Genomic DNA, 17,755 nt, shown 5'->3' on the forward strand with positions numbered 1-17,755 from the left:
AAGGTCGAGTCTAAAGGCCGCAGGACGGTCGGGGCGCCCGTGGGCCGCTCACGCCAGGTAGGCGGGCATGCTCACGGGCAGGATAAATCGGAACTCGGCCCCGCCGCCGGGCCCCCGGCCGACGGTGATGGTCCCGCCGTGCGCCTCGACGATGCCCTTGACGATGTAGAGGCCGAGGCCCGTGCCACCGCGCTTGCTCCCCCGCCAGAAGCGGGTGAAGACACGGCCCATCGACTCCTCGGGGATGCCGGGGCCTTCGTCGCTCACGGTGACCGCCGTTCCCATCTCGTCGTTCGTCCCCGGCGCGGGTGCGGGGGCGATCTCCATGGTGACGGTTCCCTCGCCGTGGCGCACCGCGTTTTCCAGGAGGTTCCCGAGGATCTGGTCGATCTTGTCGGGATCGGCCCAGAGGTCGGGCAGCGGGCCCCTGGCCCGGACCCGGAAGCGGTCGGGCGCCTGGCCGCCGGCGATGAGGGCCTGGATGTGGCGGGCGACGGCGGCGGAGATGTCGACCGGCTGGCGGCGCAGCTCCAGGCGGCCGGAGTCGATCCGGGAGATGTCGAGCAGCTCGGCGATGAGCCGGGTGACCCGGCCCGCGTCCGCGTCGACGGTCTCCAGCATCAGCCGCTTCTGGTCGTCGGTGAACCGCTCCCATTTGGCCAGCAGGGTGGCGGTGAACCCTTTCACCGAGGTGAGCGGGGAGCGCAGCTCATGGGCGACGGTGGCGATCAGCTCGGCATGGCTGCGTTCGGTACGCCGGCGGGCCTCGGTGCCGCGCAGCGAGACGACGACCCGGCGCACCGGGCCGAGCGGGTGCTCGCGTACGTAACGGGCGGAGACGAGCACCTCGCGGCCGCCGGGCAGCAGCAGGTTGCGCTCGGGCTGGCCGTTACGGGTGGCGAGACCGCCGTACGGGTCGGTCAGCGGCCACCAGCGCTTCCCCTTGAGGTCCTCCAGCGGGAGGGCCACGTCCAGGGGCCGGCCGATCGCCTCGGCGGCGGGGGTGGCGGTGATGCGGGCGGCGGCGGCGTTGAAGCAGACGACGCGGCCGCTCCCGTCGGCGACGACGAGCCCGTCGGGCAGGTCGTCGGGGTCGACGGCGGCGGGGAGGGCGTCGGCGGGCGCGGTGCCGGTGGTGTCCCGGGCGGCTTCGGTGCCGGGCGCGCTTCCGACAGCGGTGTGCGCCGGTCGCGGCGAGCTCATGCCGACAGCCATTATCCCGTATCCCCACCTCTCGAACCGGTGCAGTGGGCCCCCGAGTTCGTCACCCTACTAGTCGTCGGTGAACCCGCGACACCCTGTGGGGGCGCGCGGTGGGCGTGCGCCGGTGGGCGGGGAAGCGGAATGGCTGGGACCGATCGGTGACGGACCGTCGGACGGCGTGCGGTTACGCGTCGGGGGCGCGGCGCGGGCGCTGGGCGCGGGCGGAGGCGTAGAGGCAGACGGCGGCGGCGGTCGCCAGGTTGAGGCTCTCCGCCTTGCCGTGGATCGGGACGCGGACGACGGCGTCGGCGAGCGCCCGGGTCTCCTCGGGCAGCCCCCACGCCTCGTTGCCGAAGACCCAGGCGGTGGGCCCGCCCATGGTGCCCGCGTCCAGCTCGTCGTCCAGGTCGTCGTCACCGGCCCCGTCGGCGGCGAGGATCCGCACTCCGGCGTCCCGGAGCCCCTGCACGGCCTGCTCGACGGGGACGCCGACGGCGACGGGCAGGTGGAAGAGCGAACCGACGGACGCCCGTACGGACTTGGGGTTGTACAGGTCGACGGAGGCGTCGGTCAGCACCACGGCGTCGGCGCCGGCCGCGTCGGCGCAGCGCAGTACCGTACCGGCGTTCCCGGGATCGCGGACGTTGGCCAGAACGGCCACCAGGGTCGGCTTCGCGTCCAGGATCTCCTGGAACGGCGAGTCCAGGAAGCGGCAGACCCCGATCAGGCCCTGCGGGGTGACGGTCTGCGAGACGTCGGCCAGGACGTCGTCCCCGGCCAGGTGGATCCGGGCCCCGGCGGCGTGGGCGGCGGCGACGATGTCGGCGTACCGGTCGGCGGCCTCGGGGGTCGCGAACAGCTCGATGAGCGTCGGCTCGCCGTCCCCGCCCCGGTGGGCGGCGGCCTCACGTACGGCCTGGGGCCCCTCGGCGATGAACCTGCGCTCCTTGCCGCGGAAGTTGCGGCGGGCCAGCCGGCGGGCGGCGGCGACGCGCGGGGAGCGCGGGGAGATCAGTTCGGGGGTGCCCATGGTCGGCGGCGAGCCTCTCTGCGTACGGCGGTGGGGGTTCGGCGGCAACGCACCGGACCCGCAGACGGCGTGCGCCTGCGGGTCCGGTTCACGTACCGAGAAAGCGGTGCCTGGATCAGGCGGCCTTCGGGGCGTTGACGTCGCTCGGGAGGGCCTTCTGAGCGACCTCGACGAGAGCGGCGAACGCGTTGGCGTCGTTGACCGCGAGCTCGGCCAGGATCTTGCGGTCCACCTCGATGTTGGCGGCCTTCAGACCCTGGATGAGGCGGTTGTACGTCATGCCGTTCTGGCGGGCAGCGGCGTTGATGCGCTGGATCCACAGCTGACGGAAGTCGCCCTTGCGCTTCTTGCGGTCGTTGTAGTTGTAGACCAGGGAGTGGGTGACCTGCTCCTTGGCCTTGCGGTACAGACGCGAGCGCTGACCGCGGTAGCCGCTGGCGGCCTCGAGGATCGCCCGGCGCTTCTTGTGGGCGTTGACTGCCCGCTTGACGCGTGCCACTTGTTAACTCCTTGTAGCGGGGCCGTGGGTGTCTTCACACGGCCCGGAAACGAATTGGTCCCGGTGTGATCGAGGTCGCGCCTCCGGCGTGAGCCGGAGGCCGGGCCTCACTTGCCGAGAAGCTTCTTGATCTTCTTGGCGTCGGCCGGAGCCACGACGACCGTGCCGGTCAGCGAGCGGGTCTTCTTGGACGACTTGTGCTCGAGCAGGTGGCGCTTGCCGGCCCTCTCGCGGAGCACCTTGCCGGAGCCGGTGATCTTGAAGCGCTTGCTGGCACCGCTGTGCGTCTTGTTCTTCGGCATCGCGCCGTTCTCTCCTCGTCAGTGGCGCCCCTCACGGTGCGGGCACCGGACTGCAGGGGCGTCAGATCTCTATGGGGTTCCGGAGTGACCCGGGGGCGCCTGGATGGCGACCCCCGAAGGTCACGCCTCGGAAGGTGTGTCGGCCGGAGCCTCGGCGTTGTCGCCTTCGGGCGCGGCGTCGGGCGTACCGCCCTGACGCTCCGCCTTGCGGGCGGCCTGAGCCTCGCGGGCCTCGGCCATGGCTTCGGTCTTCTTCTTGTGCGGGCCCAGAACCATGATCATGTTCCGGCCGTCCTGCTTCGGGTTGGACTCGATGAAGCCCAGGTCCTCCACGTCCGAAGCGAGACGCTGGAGCAGTCGGAAGCCCAGCTCCGGGCGGGACTGCTCACGACCACGGAACATGATCGTGATCTTGACCTTGTCGCCCTGCTTGAGGAACCGGACGACGTGACCCTTCTTGGTGTCATAGTCGTGCGGGTCGATCTTCGGCCGGAGCTTCATCTCCTTGATGACCGTGTGCGCCTGGTTCTTGCGCGCCTCACGGGCCTTCATGGCCGACTCGTACTTGAACTTCCCGTAGTCCATGAGCTTGCACACGGGCGGACGGGCTGTCGCCGCCACCTCGACCAGGTCGAGGTCGTACTCCTGTGCGAGTTCCAGGGCCTTGGCAAGCGGAACAATCCCGACCTGCTCGCCGCTGGGACCGACAAGTCGGACCTCGGGAACGCGAATCCGGTCGTTGATGCGGGGCTCGGCGCTGATGGATCCTCCTCGGTAGCACCACGCGACCGCCTGGCGGACAGCCGCGTAACGTGTGTGACGTCAAGACCAACCGAGCCGGAAGCGCAAAAATGCCCCGGACGGGACACAGGCGGGGCTCCTGGAAGTACCGGAGCACCGCCGCGGTCAACCGCGGGGCGCATCGGGCGGCTCCATCGTCCGTACGGAACGATGGGGACCGCCTGACCGGTGACCCGCCGTCCGTGAGGACGGTCAGGTGGGAGATCGGAGCCTCCACTTGTGGGCCGGGCACATAGGTGTCCGGCCGGTCGTTACACAAGGTTAGCAGCCCGGTCGCGGGGGCGCTAATCGTGCGTCCGTAAGGCTCCCGGGGGCGGGGCCGCCGATGCCGGGCCTTATCGTGTGGGCATGAGCGACGCGACCCCCACCAGCAGTGAGAACCCCGGCTTCGACGCCATGGCCCGCGACATCGCGGAGGTCCCGGCCGTCGAGGTCATCGTGACGGTCGCCGTCAACCTGATGAGCGCGGCGGCGGTGAAGCTCGGCCTCACCGAGGAGGGCGAGGACCACAAGGACCTGGACGAGGCCCGCAAGCTGGTCCACGCCCTGGCCGGACTGCTGGACGCCTCCACCACGGAGATCAGCACCTTCCACGCCTCGCCGCTGCGGGACGGCCTGAAGTCGCTCCAGCTCGCCTTCCGCGAGGCCTCACTGGTGCCGGACGAGCCGGGCCAGGGTCCGGGCGAGAAGTACACGGGCCCGGTCTACGGCTAGACACCTTCTTCTCGTACGTACGTGAGCCCGCCTCCCCCTCGTGGGGCGGCGGGCTCTCGCGTGTCCGGCCTCAGCGGCGGAACAGCGGCTCGCCCGGTGCGTCGGCTCCGGCCGGCAGCAGCGCCAGGTCCAGCCCGCCGACCAGCCGGGCCCGGAGCACCTCGCTGCCGGAGAGCACCTCGGCCACCCGGCGGGCCGCCTCGGCGGGGACCGCGTCCGGGGCGAGGACCAGGGCGAGGGTGCCGTCGGCCCGGCCCGGGCCGAGGTGGGCGCGGAGCACGGCGGGTTCGGCGGCGACGGCCTCCCGTACGGCTTCGATCACCGCGGGGTCCTGGAGCGGGTCGGTGCTGGTGCGGTTCTCCGCCAGCGCCAGGAGCGCCTGGCCGCTCAGCTCGAAGGCGACGGGCCCGGCGAGGTCCAGCACCACGGTGTCGGCCTTCTCGTGCGCGGCGGCCTGGAGGGCCTGGTGCAGCGGTACGGCGACGGGCCGGGCCTCGGGGTCCCAGCGGGCCAGCGAGTCGGTCGAGGTGAAGGCGGGCAGCGCGCGCCGGTCACCGGCCTTGAGGGTGGGGACGGCCATGTCGCTGGTCTTCTCACGCCGCAAGCCGTTCTCGTCCTCCTCCACCTCACCGAGGATGGCGACGACGGGAACGAGGAGGCGGGCCTCGCGGAGTGCCGCCAGGACCGGGCCGACGGCGGTCCGGTCGCGCGACCAGGCGTCGAGTGCGCTGGTCAGGACGGGAGAGGCCGAGCCGTCGTCGTCGGAGAAACCGGAGTCCGGGATGTTCTTGAGCGCCACGGGTCGAGGGTAGTGCCTGGAGGCGTGGGCGCTGAGCCTGGGGTTCAGCGGCGGCCGGCGGTGTTCCGGCCGCGCCAGAGGATGACCGCCGCCGCCAGGAGGGCCGCGCCGAGGCCGCCCGCGAGCGGGGCCGCCCAGTTGACCGGGGCGTCGGCGGCGGGCGGCGGGGTCGGGCCGGGGCCGAAGTACTTCTTGCGGTGGCCCGCCGTGGCGGTCTGGGCGCCGATGTCGCCGGGGCGGAGCCGGGAGCCCGCCTCGATGGCCTCCGCCGGGTCGACGATGCCGTAGCCGCGGGCGTCGTCGCGGCCCTCGGCGGGGGCGTCGCGGGCGGTGTCGGCGAGGAGCTTCTTGATCTGGGCGGGGTCGAGGCCGGGGTGGGCGGCGCGGACCAGGGCGACAGCGCCGGAGACGAACGCGGCGGCCGCCGACGTACCCCACTCGATGTAGTAGTGGCCGTCCGGGTTGGCGACGACGATGTCGACACCAGGCGCGCTGACGGTGGCGTACCAGCGGCGGGTGGAGAAGGCGGCGTGGGTGCCGTACTCGTCGACGGCGGCGACCGCGATCACGCCCGGGTAGGCGGCCGGGTAGGAGATCCGGTCCCCCTTCTCGCCGCCGTTGCCGGCCGAGGCGACCACGGAGATGCCTTTGGAGAGGGCGTACTGGATGGCGGAGTCCTCGCCCGGGTCCGGGTGGGCGGACTCGCTGTCGTCGCCGAGGGAGAGGTTGATGACGTCGGCGCCGTTGTCGGCGGCCCAGCGGATGCCCTGGGCGAGTGCGGTGCCACGGGTCTTGCGGGCCTTGGCGCGGGCGGGGTCCTTGGACTCCAGGATGACGCGGACCGGGAGGATCTTGACCTCGGGCGCGATGCCGAGGACGCCGTCGGTGCGGCCGGGGCCGTTGCCGTGTCCGGCGATGATCCCGGCCATGGCGGTGCCGTGCAGGGCCCAGGAGGAGTCGCCCTGCGAGGCGCCGAAGCCGACGAGGTCCTTGCCGGGAAGCACCTGGTCCACGAGGTCGGGGTGGGAGCCGTCCACGCCGGTGTCCAGGACCGCGACGGTGACGCCCGCGCCCTTCGTCGTCTGCCAGGCGCGGTCGGTGTGCAGGGCGGCGAGGGCCCACTGCTGGTCGCGGATGGCGTCGGCGTGCGCGGGGGCCGCGGGGGTGAGCGCGAGGACGGCGGCGGCGCAGACCGCGGCGAGGACGCGGTGGGGTCGTCGTCGGGTCATGCGGGCGGCTCCACGAGCTCGGTGACGGTCTTGCGCAGCCCTCGCTCCACCCGGTCCGCGATGCCCTTGACCTCGTGGCCGAGGCCGGCCTGGGCGATGTCCGTGGTGGCGGGCGTCCGCGTCGCCGCGTCGGCGGGCTGCGGCTCGGCGACCGTACGCGCGTCGGCGAAGCCGGAGACGGCGAAGACGACGACCGGGATCTCGGTGAGCGGCCGGACGGTCCAGCTGGCCCGCTGCCGGTCGCCGAAGCCGGCGGCGAGGGTGCCTTCGGGAGCGTACGTACGGGGCATCAGGTCCTTGCGCGCGGCGAGCTGCTGCTCGGTGAACCGCGTGCTCAGGGCCTGCATCCCGGCCGCGTCGGCCTCGGTGACGACCATGCCGACGGTGGTGACGGCGGAGCGGGTCGAGTCGGTGTAGGTGGCCCGCACCATCCGCTCGCAACCGACAGACCGGAGGGTGGTGCGGAGCAGCGGGTCGAGCCCCTGGGAGCAGTCGCTGTCGGCGGCGACGGAGAGCCGGGTCCAGGTGCGGTTGGTCCCGCCGGGCCCGGCGCCGGTGCCCTTGAGCGTGCTCGGGAAGAGCGTGTCGACGGGGACGCTGTGCCAGACGGTACGGCCTTCGGTGTACGCGGTCCGGGTGGGTTCGGCGGAGGAGTCCCCGGTCAGCCAGGCCCCGGTGACGGCCCCGCCGATGAGCCCGAGCCCGAGGACGACGCAGGCGGCGGCGGTCGCCGCACGCCACCGCTGCCGGACCGTCGGGACAGGCCGGAGCCGGGTGGTGGTCTCCACGGGCGTCTCGGGGTAGCCGTAGCGGGCGGGGACGGGGTACGCCCCGGGGGGCGGGGGGCCGCCCGAACCCGGCGCCGGGGTGAGGTCGACGGCCCCTACCGGCCTGCGCCGGGTGGTGAAGGCGGGGGGCGGGCCGGGGTGGGTGGGGTAAGGGGTGGCTGCGGGGGCGGGGGGTGCCTCGGGGGCCGGTGGGGCGGAGGGTGCTGGGGAGGGGCGTGGGGCTGCGGGGGCCGCCGGGGCCGCCGTGTTCGGTGGTACGGGTGGGGCTGAGGGCGCCTGGGAGGAGCGCGGGTTCTGTGTGGGCACCGGTGCTGCGGGGGTGTCCGGTGCCTGCGGGGCACACGGGGCCACCGGGGCGGAAGAGGTGCCCGGAGCCTGCGGGGTACCCGACGCCTGCGGGGTGCCCGGATTCTGCTGCGCGCCCGATACCTGCTGCGTGCCTGGAGCCTGCTGCTGCGTGCCCGGAGCGCGAGGAGCCCGGGAAGGGGGCGGCGGGACAGACGGGGCCGGTGGGGTCGTCGGGCGGGGTGGCACGGGAGCGCGTCGCGCTTCGGTACTCATCCGGCCCCCTGGTTCACGTCCCGTACCGACCACGGATCACCGCCACCGCCAGGCGCGTTGGTGCTCGCGTGTCCGTCACTCTACGGGCTACGGGCGTACGGCGGGGAACGGGACGTCCGGCCTCGGCGGATCTGCACCGAACGTCCCCTACCCAGCCGTAGCGGCTCTCTGGCAAGCTGCGGCCATGACTGCCCGCGCCGCTGACCGGACCCGGTACAACCGGGCCACCGCCCATCTCGATGCCCCGCTCGCGATCGTCGATCTGGACGCCTTCGACGACAACGCCGCCGATCTGGTGGCCAGAGCCGGCGGGAAGCCGATCCGCGTGGCGAGCAAGTCCGTGCGGTGCCGGGCGCTGCTGGAGCGGGTGCTCGCGCGGCCCGGGTTCGCCGGGATCATGTCGTTCACGCTGGCGGAGTCGCTCTGGCTGGCGCGGGCCGGATTCGACGACGTACTGCTGGCCTATCCGTCCGCCGACCGGGCCGCCTTCGCGGAGCTGGCCGCCGATCCGAAGCTGGCCGCCGCGGTGACGGTGATGGTGGACGACCCCTCCCAGCTGGAGCTGATCGACGCCTCCCGGGCCGGTGGGCAGGAGGAGATCCGGGTCTGCCTGGAGCTGGACACCTCGCTCCGGCTGCTGGGCGGCCGGATCCGGATCGGGGCGCTCCGTTCGCCGCTCCGCTCCCCCGCCCAACTCGCCGAGCTGGCCCGTTCGGTGGCGCGCAGGCCGGGGTTCCGGCTGGTGGGGCTGATGGCGTACGAAGGTCATGTCGCCGGGGTCGGTGACGCGCTGGTGGGACGGCCGCTGCGGTCCCGGGCGATCCGGCTGATGCAGGCCACGGCCCGTAAGGAGCTGGCGGCCCGGCGCGCCGAGGTGGTGCGGGCCGTCCGCGCGGTCGCGCCGGAGCTGGAGTTCGTCAACGGCGGCGGCACCGGCAGTGTGCAGCACACGGCGGCCGAGGCCGCGGTGACGGAGATCGCGGCGGGTTCGGGGCTGTACGTGCCGCGCCTCTTCGACAACTACACGTCGTTCTCCGCCCGCCCGGCGGCCCTGTTCGCGCAGCCCGTGGTGCGCCGGCCGGGCGTGGGCGTGGTGACGGTGCTCGGCGGCGGCTACCCGGCCTCGGGCGCGGCCGGCGCGGACCGGTCGCCGGTTCCGTACCTCCCGGAAGGGCTGCGCTACGACCCGCAGGAGGGCGCAGGCGAGGTCCAGACGCCGCTGCTCGGTTCGCCCGCCGACGATCTGCTGATCGGCGACAAGGTGTGGTTCCGGCATGCGAAGGCCGGTGAGTTGTGCGAGCGGTTCGACGCGCTGCAGCTGATCGAGGGCGACCGGATCACGGCGACCGTTCCGACGTACCGGGGCGAGGGGAAGACCTTCCTCTGAGCCCCTGCTCGCGCGTGTTCAGGGGCCGATCGACGCACCCACGCCGCCGCTCGTCGCGCTGTCCCCGATCGGCCGGATCGACCGCGTGATCGTGTCCATCAGCGAGACCGGCAGCTCCGGCCGGTCCGCGTCGAAGGCGAGCCGGACGATCACCGGTGTCTCGGTGCCCACCGTCGACGGGAAGGCCACGGACTGCACCACACCGCCGGGGCCCTTCCCGGTGACGACCCGCCAGCGCACCAGGTATCCGGTACGCCCGGCGACCGCCACCGGCTGCGCCTTGAGCACCTGGTGGGACGTGATCCCGCCATGGGTGCTCTGACCTAGGACGTCCTCCCCGTAGGCCTTGTCGGCGGCGGTGGTGATGTCGGCCTCCGCGCTGGCCTTCGGGTCACTCTGGCCGGCCCGGGCGGAGCGGGTCGAGACGGTGCCCCGGTAGCAGAAGGAGGAGGCGCCGGGGCAGTCGTAGGAGACGGCGGTACGGATGGTGGGGGCGTCGTCGGAGGTGTTGTCCGCCTTCTCCCAGCCGTCGGGCACCTCCAGCGTGATCCCGTTGAGCTGGTCGACGAGGACACCGGGGTCGCCGTCCGGGCTGTCCTCCGGCGAGGGCGTCGGGGAGGTGGCCGGCGCGGTGGGGGCCGGGTCGGAGGCGGTGGGTCCCGGGGCCGCTCGCGTACCGCTGTCGTCGGGGCCCAGCAGCACGGCGGCGGTGACGGCCGCGCCCAGGACCAGCAGGCCGGAGAGGGTGATCGCCAGGACGCGCGTACGGCTGCCGCTTCGGGGGGCCGGAGGCGGGACCGGCGGGCCGAACGCCTGGGGTGCGTACGGCTGGTGCACCGGCTCGTGCGGTGCGGCGGCGGCGGACGGGCGGGTGTGCGCGGTCCAGGCCGTGCCGTCCCACCAGCGGTCGGTGCCGGGTGTCCCGGCGTCCGGGTACCAGCCGGGCGGCGTCGCGAAGCTCATGGGGCCACTCTAGGCGGCGTTCACAACGTGTTCGAAGCGGTTACGGAGTCGGGGCGCCGGTGGACCGCCCGGTGCGGGAGAGCAGGTCGCGGGCGGGGCCGGTGGGTCGGTGGCCCGCCGGCCAGACGGCCCGCAGCTGGCGGCGCAGCCGTACGCCGGCGACCGGGATCTTGACCAGGCGGCGGGCGGACAGCTCCTCGCCGAGGGCCAGTTCGCTCAGGACACAGGGTCCGGCGCCGCTCTCCGCCGCGCCCTTCACGGCGGTCGTGGAGGAGAGTTCCAGCAGCGGCTGCGCGAGGCCGCCGTGGACGGCGAGGGCCGCGTCCAGAACCTGCCGGGTGCCGGAGCCGCGCTCGCGGAGGATCAGCGGGGTGGCGGCCAGTTCGTCCGGGAGCAGCGGGGTGCGGCGGCGGGCCCAGGCATGGCTGGGGGCGACCACGACGACCAGGCGGTCGTGGGCGATGACGGTGCCGTCCAGGCCCTCCGGTATCGACAGGCCCTCCACGAAGCCCAGGTCGGCCTCGCCGGTGACCAGGCGGCGGGCCACATCCGCCGAGTTGCCGACGAGGAGCGAGACGGCGGTGTCCGGGCGCTCCGCGCGCAGCGCGATCAGCCAGCCCGGCAGCAGGTACTCGGCGATCGTCATGCTGGCCGCGACCCGCAGCCGGGAGTCCCGCCGGTCGCGCAGCGCCTGCGCCCCCGCGTCGAACGCCTCGGCCGCCTCGACCACCCGGCGCGCCCAGTCGGTGACCAGCGCGCCCGCGTCGGTGAGCCGGGAGCCGCGCGGGGAGCGGTCGAGCAGGGCGACGCCGAGCTGCCGTTCCATGGAGCGGATGCGGCTGGAGGCGGCGGGCTGGGTGATGCCGACGTCCTTGGCAGCCCGCCCGAGGCTGCCGTGCCGGGCGACGGCGAGCAGCAGCTCCAGCGCTCCCAGGTCGGGGACCCGGTGGGAGAGGGGGGCGCGGAGGGCTTGGTCGTCACTGGGCATAAAGCCAGCTTATGACCTCATAGGAACGGGGTCCCTGGTGGGCGGAGCCGGGCGCGCGAAGAATCGTGGCATGGCCATCTTTCCGCAGACCAGGACCGTCGAACCGCTCCCCCGCCAGGACGCGTGGCCGGGCCCGCGGCCGGTCGTGCGGCGGCTGCCGTCCCTGCGGCACATCGGCCCGAACTGGTACGCGAGCGTCATGGGCACCGCGATCGTGGCGAGCGCCGGAGCGGCGCTCCCGGTGGACGTGCCCGGTCTGCGCGGCGCGTGCACGGTGGTGTGGGCGCTGTCGGCCGTGCTGCTCGCCACCGTCCTCGCCGCGCGGGCCGGCCACTGGCTCCACCACCGCGACCAGGCCCGCGCGCATCTCCTGGACCCAGCGGTCGCGCCGTTCTACGGGTGCCTCTCCATGGCGCTGCTGGCGGTCGGCGGGGCCACGCTGACGGTGGGCGCGGACGTCGTCGGCGTACGGGCGGCGCTGGCGGTGGACGTGGTGCTGTTCGTCGCGGGGACGGTGATCGGTGTGGTGGCCGCCGTCGTGGTGCCGTACCTGATGGTCGTACGCCACCGTCCGGCGCCCGGCACCGCGTCACCCGTCTGGCTGCTGCCGCTGGTCGCCCCGATGGTCTCGGCCTCGCAAGGCGCCCTGCTGGTGCCGTACGTGGCGGCCGGGCAGGGGCGGGAGGCGCTGCTGCTGGCCTGTTACGCGATGTTCGGGCTGTCCCTGCTGGCCACGCTGGTGGTGCTGCCGCTGGTCTTCGCCCGGCTCGTCCACCACGGTCCGCTGCCGCTCGCGCTGACGCCGACGCTCTTTCTGGTGCTGGGACCGCTGGGGCAGTCGACGACCGCTGTCAACCAGCTGGCCGACGCGGCTCCTGGGGCGGTGGCGGGGCCCTATGCCTCGGCGTTCGGGGCGTTCGCGGTGCTCTATGGGGTGCCGGTGATGGGGTTCGCGTTGCTGTGGCTGGCGCTGGCCGGGGCGATGGTCATAAGGGCGACGCGTGACGGTATGGGGTTCGCGATGACGTGGTGGGCGTTCACGTTCCCTGTAGGGACGTGCGTGACGGGCGCGGCGGGTCTGGCCCGGCACACCGGCCTGGACGCGCTGATCTGGCTGGCGGTGGCGCTGTACGTGTTCCTGGTGGCGGCGTGGCTGGTCGCCGGGGCGCGGACCGTACGCGGGGTGGTCAGCGGAGCGCTGACGGCAGCTCCTGTGCCGCCCGCAGCAGGGACGGCCCGTACCAGGTGAGCAGGCGGCCGTCGACGAGGGCGGCGGGCAGGGCGGGGAAGGCCTCGGGCCCGTCGTCGGCGGTGAAGCGGTAGGGCTCGTCCGGCAGGACCACCAGCTCGGCACCGGACGCGTTCAGCTCGTCGAGCGGGATGCGCGGGTAGCGGTCGGCGTGGTCCGCGTACACGTTGCGCACCCCGAGGCGGGCCAGCAGGTCACCGGCGAAGGTGTCGCGGCCGAGCACCATCCAGGGCCTGCGCCAGATCGGTACAACAGCGGGGCGCGGGCTCGCGGAGGGGGCGGGGATGTCCACCCAGGCCTCCTCGGCCTCGTCGAGCCAGCGGGGGCGGGTCAGGCCGCAGCCGGTGGTGAGGACCCGGTCCAGCTCGGTGAAGGCCTGGTCCAGGGTGCGGATCTCGGTGACCAGGACGTCGAGTCCGGCGGCTCGGAGTGCGGCGAGGTCCGGGGCGCGGTTCTCCTCCTCGTTGGCGATGACGAGGTCCGGCGCGAGGGCGGCGACGGCGGCCACGTCCGGGTTCTTCGTGCCGCCGATCCGGGCGGCGGTGAGGCCTTCGGGGTGGGTGCACCAGTCGGTGACGCCGACGAGCAGCCCGGGGGCGGTGACGGCGACCGCCTCGGTGAGGGAGGGGACCAGGGAGACGACACGCACCGGTGACCCCGGCCCTCAGCGGCGCGAGTCGTACGTGGCGTCGATGTGCTCCGCCACCGCGACCAGCAGGAGCCGGGTGCCGGGCAGGGTGGCGCGCCAGCGGTGCCGTACGCCGCCGGAGAGGAACAGGGTGTCGCCGCGCTCCAGCCGGTACGCCTGGCCCTCCGCCTCGACCTCGGCGGCGCCCTCGACGACGTACATCAGCTCGTCGTTGCGGTGCTGGAACTCGCGCCCGAGGTCCTGTTCGCCGGTGAACTCCAGGGCGCTGAGCTGGTGGCGTCCGCGCACCACCCGGCGTACGCCGTCGCCTTCCGCTCCTCGTACGACATCGACCGCGCGCGCCGAGTCGGCGGCGGCCCGCAGCCGTGAGGTGGTGGTCTCCAGCGCCTCGGCGACCCGGTCGAGGGAGCGGGCGCTGGGGCGGGCGCGCTCGTTCTCGATCTGGCTGAGGAAGGGCACGGAGAGCCCGCTGCGCTCGGCGACCGCGGCCAGCGTGAGGCCCAGGGTGCGGCGCCGACGGCGGACCGCGGCACCCACCCGCGGTGTGTCCTTGTCGTCCATGAACGGCTCCCTCCCGCCTCAGCCATCCTCCCGGCTGCCAGCACCTTACGCACATGGTTGCGCGAGACGTCCGGTTATCGGCCCCCGGGACAGCCGGAAGGGGTGGGCCCCGCCCGACGGCGGCACCCACCCCTCACCTGCGCTTTTCGCGTTCCGGAACCCCTACTGAGGTGCCATGGTGTCCGCGATGCCTGGATTTTCGTCCATCCAGGCCTTCACGGCTTCCTCCTCGTGGCCCGCGCCGTGCTTCTGGATCTCGTTCTCCAGGCCGCCGAGCTGCTTCTCGTCGAGCTTGAAGTTCTTGAACCACTTGGTGAGCTGCGGGTACTGCTTCGGGAACTCCTTGGAGGCGATGGTGTGCAGCCGGTCGCCGTCACCGAACGTCTTCTTGGGGTCCTTCAGCTTGGTCATGCCGTACTCGTTGTACGCCCAGTGCGGGGTCCAGAGCAGGACGGCGATGGGCTCCTTCTTGGCGTACGCCCGCTTCAGCTCGGCGAGCATGCCGGGCGTGGAGGAGTCGAGAACCTTGTACTCCTTGTCCAGGCCGTAACTCGGCAGGACGTTCGTCTTGAGGTTCTCCATGGTGGCGGTGCCGGGCTCGATGCCGACGATCCGGTTCTTGAAGTCGCCGCCCTTGCCCTTGAGGTCGTCGAGCGTCTTGACGTCCTTGACGTAGTCGGGGACGGCGACCTCGATGGAGGTCGGCCCGTACCAGGAACCGAGGTTGGAGAGCTTGTCGCCGTACTTGTCCCAGTAGTTCTTCTGGGTGTACGGCAGCCAGCCGTCGAACTGCACGTCGATCTGGCCGCGCGACATGGCGGCGTACATCGGGCCGACCTCGAACTGCTTGAGGTTGATCTTGTAGCCGCGCTCCTCCAGGACCGCCTTCCACAGGTACGTGGCGGCGATGTCCTCCTCCCAGGGGAACCAGGCGACCTCGACCGGGCGCTTGCGCTCGTCGTCACCGCCGGCCGCCTGGGCGTCCTTCGGGGCCGGGGACCACTTGTCGGCGACGCCCGGGTTGTCCTTGAGCCAGGTGCGGACGGCGTCCTGCTCCTTGCCGGAGCCGGCCTTCTGGATCTCGGCCTCAAGGCTGGTGAGCTGCTCCTCGCTCATCTTGAAGTCCTTGAGCCACTTGGCGACCGTGGGGTTCTCCTCGGTGAAGCCCTTGCGCGCCAGGGTGTGGATGCCGTCGCCCTTGCCCCAGAGGCCCTTGGGGTCCTTGAGCTTGGTGAGGTCGAAGTCGTTGTACGCCCAGTGCGGCGACCAGAGCGGAACGACGATCGGTTCCTTCTTGGCGTACGCGCGCTTCAGCTCGGCCAGCATGGACGGCGTGGAGCCGTCGATGAGCTTGTACTCCTTGTCCAGGCCGTAGCCCGGCAGGAGCTTGTCCTTGAGCAGGCCCATCTCACCGGCGCTCGGCTCGATGCCGACGATCCGGCCCTTGAACTCGGAGGCCCGGCCCTTCAGGTCCTCCATGGACCGGACGTCCTTCATGTACGCGGGGACCGCGAGCTCCAGCGAGGTGGGGGCGTACCAGGCGCCCATGTCCTCCAGGCGGTCCTGGTACTTCTTCCAGTAGCTGGCGTGGGTGGTGGGGAGCCAGGAGTCGGTCTGGAAGTCGATCTGGCCGTTGGCCATGCCGGTGTAGAGCGCGCCGGCCTCGTACTGCTTGACGTCGACCTCGTAACCGCGCTGCTCCAGCATCTCCTTCCAGAGGAAGGTGGAGGCGATGCCCTCGTCCCACGGGATGTAGCCGATGGAGATCTTCTTGCCGTCGCCGACCTGCGCGTCCGCGCCGGATGCGGTGTTCTTGGCGGAGCCGCCGAAGATGCCCATGCCGCCCGCGACGAGCGCGAGGGCCACGATGCCGGCGACCGCGACGACGGGCTGCGGGCGGTAGGCCCAGATCTTCCAGCCTTCGACGGAGGCCTGCGCCTTGGCGGCGGCGCGGCGGCCCAGCGGGGAGACCTCGCGGCCGAGCGCGCCGGTCATCCGGTCCAGGTACATGGCGAGGATGACGATGGAGATGCCCGCTTCGAAGCCGAGGCCGACGTCGATGTTGCCGATGGCGCGGTAGACGGAGCCACCGAGGCCACCGCCGCCGACCATGCCCGCGATGACGACCATGGACAGGCCCAGCATGATGACCTGGTTGATGCCCGCCATGATCGTGGGGAGGGCGAGCGGCAGCTGGATGCGGAGCAGGGTGTTGCGCGAGGTGGTGCCGAAGGCCTCGGCCGCCTCGACGAGTTCGCCGTCGACCTGGCGGATGCCGAGTTCGGTCATCCGGACGCCCGGGGGCAGCGCGAAGATGATGGTGGCGATGATGCCGGGGACCACGCCGACGCCGAAGAAGATGACGCCGGGGATCAGGTAGACCATGGCGGGCATGGTCTGCATGAAGTCCAGGACCGGCCGGACCACCGCGCTGACGGTCTTGGACCGGGAGGCCCAGATGCCGAGCGGTACGGCGATGAGCAGCGTGACCAGAGTGGCGACGAGCACCAGGGTGAGGGTGTCCATCGCCTCGGCCCACAGCTCGACGGAGTCGATGAGGGCGAATCCGACGAAGGCCAGCAGCCCGGCGGGCAGGCCGCGCAGCCACCAGGCGATGATCGCGACGATGCCCGCGAAGAGGAGCGGGTGCGGCGCGGAGAGGACGGCGGCTATGCCGTCGAACATGGAGCTGACGACGGAGCTGATGGCCTCGAAGAGCCAGGCGAGGTGGGTCTGGAGCCAGTCGACGGCGGAGTCGACCCATTCGCCGAGAGGGAGCCTAAACACTGGCCACCTTCTTCACGGCATCGTTGTCGGAGAGCGTCTTGGACGGTGCCACGGAGTCCTTGGACGTCCCGGAGTCCTTGAGGGCCTCGGTGTCCTTGAGGGCCTCGGTGGGCGTCATCGGGTCGCCGAGCACGGCGAGCAGCCGGGAGCTGGGAACGACGCCGACGAGCTTGCCCTTGGCGTCGGTGACGGCCACCGGGTCCGCGCTCTGCGAGCAGGGGGTGAACAGCTCGATGATCGGCGTGGACTCCGTGACCGTGGCGGGGGCCGCGGCGAGGACGTCCTGCGGGGTGCGCAGCTCCTTGCCGTCGGTCGTGGTGGAGCCCATGACGGTGTGCGGTTCGGCCATGATGGCGCCCGCGGTGAGGACCCGGGAGCGGTCGACGTCCTGGGTGAAGGAGGCGACGTAGTCGTTGGCCGGGGTGACGAGGATGTCCTCGGCGGTGCCGAGCTGGACGATCCTGCCGTCGCGCATCACGGCGATCCGGTCGCCGAGGCGCATGGCCTCGTTGAGGTCGTGGGTGATGAAGACGATGGTCTTCTTCAGCCGCTTCTGGAGCTCCAGGAGCTGGTCCTGCATGTCGCGCCGGATCAGCGGGTCGAGCGCGCTGAAGGACTCGTCCATGAGGAGCAGGTCGGCGTCGGTGGCCAGGGCGCGGGCGAGGCCGACGCGCTGCTGCATACCGCCGGAGAGCTCGTCGGGCCAGGAGTTCTCCCAGCCGGCGAGGCCGGTCAGCTCCAGGGCCTCGGTGGCCCGCCTGATCCGCTCGGCGCGGGGGACGCCCTGGACCTCCAGGCCGTACGCGGCGTTGTCCAGGACGCTGCGATGGGGGAAGAGCGCGAAGTGCTGGAAGACCATGCTGATCTTGGTGGAGCGCACGTTCCGCAGGTCGCGGGGGGCCAGGGCGGTCAGGTCCTGGTCGTCGAAGAGCACGCGTCCGGCGGTCGGTTCGAGCAGTCCGTTGAGCATCCGCAGCAGCGTGGACTTGCCGGAGCCGGAGAGGCCCATGACCACGAAGATCTGGCCCGGCTCCACCGTGAAGGAGGCGTCGATGACCGCTGCGGTCGTTCCGTCGGCGCGGAGTTCGTCGCGGTCCGCGCCGCCCTCCAGCTTCCGGACGGCTTCTTCGGGTCGTCGGCCGAACACTTTGTACAAGTTCTCGGCTTGCAGCCTGGACACATACACCTCACGGGTCGAACTGAAAAAACGGTCTGCCACCCCCGCCGGCAGACCGTGGAGCGGTG

General features: G+C 72.5%; 17 protein-coding genes. 3 read left to right on the forward strand and 14 right to left on the reverse strand.

Annotation, left to right across the window (positions count from 1 at the left end; translation table 11 throughout):
• Positions 1-48: 48 nt before the first annotated feature.
• The 5 genes from ACQP09_RS04375 to infC all read right to left on the reverse strand — a co-directional run bounded on the left by ACQP09_RS04375 (position 49) and on the right by infC (position 3,796).
• Positions 49-1,215 carry an ATP-binding protein gene (locus tag ACQP09_RS04375; RefSeq protein WP_433396135.1) on the reverse strand — a complete coding sequence of 389 codons (1,167 nt, stop codon included), beginning with the start codon at positions 1,213-1,215 and terminating at the stop codon, positions 49-51.
• A 172-nt stretch (positions 1,216-1,387) separates the two neighbouring features.
• Positions 1,388-2,233 carry a TrmH family RNA methyltransferase gene (locus ACQP09_RS04380; RefSeq protein WP_433396137.1) on the reverse strand — a complete coding sequence of 282 codons (846 nt, stop codon included), beginning with the start codon at positions 2,231-2,233 and terminating at the stop codon, positions 1,388-1,390.
• A gap of 115 nt (positions 2,234-2,348) precedes the next feature.
• Entirely contained in the window at positions 2,349-2,732 is a 384-nt protein-coding gene (rplT, locus tag ACQP09_RS04385) for a 50S ribosomal protein L20 (RefSeq protein ID WP_003970214.1), read from the reverse strand.
• Between the two features lie 107 nt (positions 2,733-2,839).
• Entirely contained in the window at positions 2,840-3,034 is a 195-nt protein-coding gene (gene rpmI, locus ACQP09_RS04390) for a 50S ribosomal protein L35 (RefSeq protein ID WP_003970213.1), read from the reverse strand.
• 120 nt (positions 3,035-3,154) lie between these two features.
• A complete protein-coding gene (infC, locus tag ACQP09_RS04395; RefSeq protein ID WP_404068570.1) occupies positions 3,155-3,796 on the reverse strand; it encodes a translation initiation factor IF-3 in 642 nt (213 codons plus the stop codon).
• Between the two features lie 387 nt (positions 3,797-4,183).
• Here infC and ACQP09_RS04400 point away from each other — a divergent pair, with 387 nt between their 5' ends.
• Positions 4,184-4,549 carry a DUF1844 domain-containing protein gene (locus tag ACQP09_RS04400; protein WP_073881883.1) on the forward strand — a complete coding sequence of 122 codons (366 nt, stop codon included), beginning with the start codon at positions 4,184-4,186 and terminating at the stop codon, positions 4,547-4,549.
• 70 nt (positions 4,550-4,619) lie between these two features.
• Here ACQP09_RS04400 and ACQP09_RS04405 read toward each other — a convergent pair whose 3' ends face one another.
• From ACQP09_RS04405 to ACQP09_RS04415, 3 genes are read right to left on the reverse strand one after another with little or no spacing between them, the layout of a single operon-like run.
• Positions 4,620-5,348, reverse strand: a complete 729-nt coding sequence (locus ACQP09_RS04405) for an SseB family protein (RefSeq protein WP_433396139.1) — start codon at positions 5,346-5,348, stop codon at positions 4,620-4,622.
• 44 nt (positions 5,349-5,392) lie between these two features.
• Entirely contained in the window at positions 5,393-6,577 is a 1,185-nt protein-coding gene (gene mycP, locus ACQP09_RS04410; protein ID WP_433396141.1) for a type VII secretion-associated serine protease mycosin, read from the reverse strand.
• Positions 6,574-7,365: a hypothetical protein gene (locus ACQP09_RS04415; RefSeq protein WP_433396143.1), complete on the reverse strand. Its 792-nt coding sequence runs from the start codon at positions 7,363-7,365 to the stop codon at positions 6,574-6,576. Before ACQP09_RS04415 ends, mycP begins: the two co-directional genes overlap by 4 nt.
• A gap of 745 nt (positions 7,366-8,110) precedes the next feature.
• Between ACQP09_RS04415 and ACQP09_RS04420 the strand changes: the two genes are divergently transcribed.
• Positions 8,111-9,313 carry an amino acid deaminase/aldolase gene (locus tag ACQP09_RS04420; RefSeq protein ID WP_433396145.1) on the forward strand — a complete coding sequence of 401 codons (1,203 nt, stop codon included), beginning with the start codon at positions 8,111-8,113 and terminating at the stop codon, positions 9,311-9,313.
• Positions 9,314-9,331: 18 nt separating this feature from the next.
• On the opposite strand, the gene ACQP09_RS04425 is transcribed toward ACQP09_RS04420, so the two are convergent.
• Both ACQP09_RS04425 and ACQP09_RS04430 read right to left on the reverse strand, forming a co-directional pair.
• Positions 9,332-10,276, reverse strand: a complete 945-nt coding sequence (locus ACQP09_RS04425) for a DUF2510 domain-containing protein (RefSeq protein WP_433396147.1) — start codon at positions 10,274-10,276, stop codon at positions 9,332-9,334.
• 40 nt (positions 10,277-10,316) lie between these two features.
• Positions 10,317-11,264: a LysR family transcriptional regulator gene (locus tag ACQP09_RS04430; protein WP_433396149.1), complete on the reverse strand. Its 948-nt coding sequence runs from the start codon at positions 11,262-11,264 to the stop codon at positions 10,317-10,319.
• 70 nt (positions 11,265-11,334) lie between these two features.
• Between ACQP09_RS04430 and ACQP09_RS04435 the strand changes: the two genes are divergently transcribed.
• Entirely contained in the window at positions 11,335-12,513 is a 1,179-nt protein-coding gene (locus ACQP09_RS04435; protein ID WP_433396151.1) for a TDT family transporter, read from the forward strand.
• On the opposite strand, the gene ACQP09_RS04440 is transcribed toward ACQP09_RS04435, so the two are convergent.
• The 4 genes from ACQP09_RS04440 to ACQP09_RS04455 all read right to left on the reverse strand — a co-directional run bounded on the left by ACQP09_RS04440 (position 12,452) and on the right by ACQP09_RS04455 (position 17,657).
• Positions 12,452-13,162 carry a helical backbone metal receptor gene (locus ACQP09_RS04440; RefSeq protein ID WP_433396152.1) on the reverse strand — a complete coding sequence of 237 codons (711 nt, stop codon included), beginning with the start codon at positions 13,160-13,162 and terminating at the stop codon, positions 12,452-12,454. The two genes, ACQP09_RS04435 and ACQP09_RS04440, sit on opposite strands and share 62 nt — an antisense overlap.
• Positions 13,163-13,177: 15 nt before the next feature.
• Entirely contained in the window at positions 13,178-13,723 is a 546-nt protein-coding gene (locus ACQP09_RS04445; RefSeq protein WP_433396154.1) for a helix-turn-helix domain-containing protein, read from the reverse strand.
• 162 nt (positions 13,724-13,885) lie between these two features.
• On the reverse strand, positions 13,886-16,510 hold the full coding sequence (locus ACQP09_RS04450; RefSeq protein ID WP_433396156.1) for an ABC transporter permease/substrate binding protein: 2,625 nt from the start codon (positions 16,508-16,510) through the stop codon (positions 13,886-13,888).
• Positions 16,503-17,657 (reverse strand): quaternary amine ABC transporter ATP-binding protein, encoded by a 1,155-nt coding sequence (locus tag ACQP09_RS04455; protein ID WP_433396157.1) that lies wholly within the window; start codon positions 17,655-17,657, stop codon positions 16,503-16,505. Before ACQP09_RS04455 ends, ACQP09_RS04450 begins: the two co-directional genes overlap by 8 nt.
• Positions 17,658-17,755 lie beyond the last annotated feature (98 nt).

The organism is Streptomyces sp. CA-146814 (assembly GCF_050942385.1).
Classification (GTDB): Bacteria; Actinomycetota; Actinomycetes; order Streptomycetales; family Streptomycetaceae; genus Streptomyces.

Coding starts and splice junctions, on each gene's coding strand:
- ACQP09_RS04435 (WP_433396151.1), top strand. CDS start 11,335: ATGGCCATCTTTCCGCAGACCAGGACCGTCGAACCGCTCCCCCGCCAG.
- rpmI (WP_003970213.1), bottom strand. CDS start 3,034: ATGCCGAAGAACAAGACGCACAGCGGTGCCAGCAAGCGCTTCAAGATC.
- ACQP09_RS04425 (WP_433396147.1), bottom strand. CDS start 10,276: ATGAGCTTCGCGACGCCGCCCGGCTGGTACCCGGACGCCGGGACACCC.
- ACQP09_RS04420 (WP_433396145.1), top strand. CDS start 8,111: ATGACTGCCCGCGCCGCTGACCGGACCCGGTACAACCGGGCCACCGCC.
- ACQP09_RS04430 (WP_433396149.1), bottom strand. CDS start 11,264: ATGCCCAGTGACGACCAAGCCCTCCGCGCCCCCCTCTCCCACCGGGTC.
- ACQP09_RS04380 (WP_433396137.1), bottom strand. CDS start 2,233: ATGGGCACCCCCGAACTGATCTCCCCGCGCTCCCCGCGCGTCGCCGCC.
- ACQP09_RS04445 (WP_433396154.1), bottom strand. CDS start 13,723: ATGGACGACAAGGACACACCGCGGGTGGGTGCCGCGGTCCGCCGTCGG.
- ACQP09_RS04375 (WP_433396135.1), bottom strand. CDS start 1,215: ATGGCTGTCGGCATGAGCTCGCCGCGACCGGCGCACACCGCTGTCGGA.
- mycP (WP_433396141.1), bottom strand. CDS start 6,577: ATGACCCGACGACGACCCCACCGCGTCCTCGCCGCGGTCTGCGCCGCC.
- ACQP09_RS04400 (WP_073881883.1), top strand. CDS start 4,184: ATGAGCGACGCGACCCCCACCAGCAGTGAGAACCCCGGCTTCGACGCC.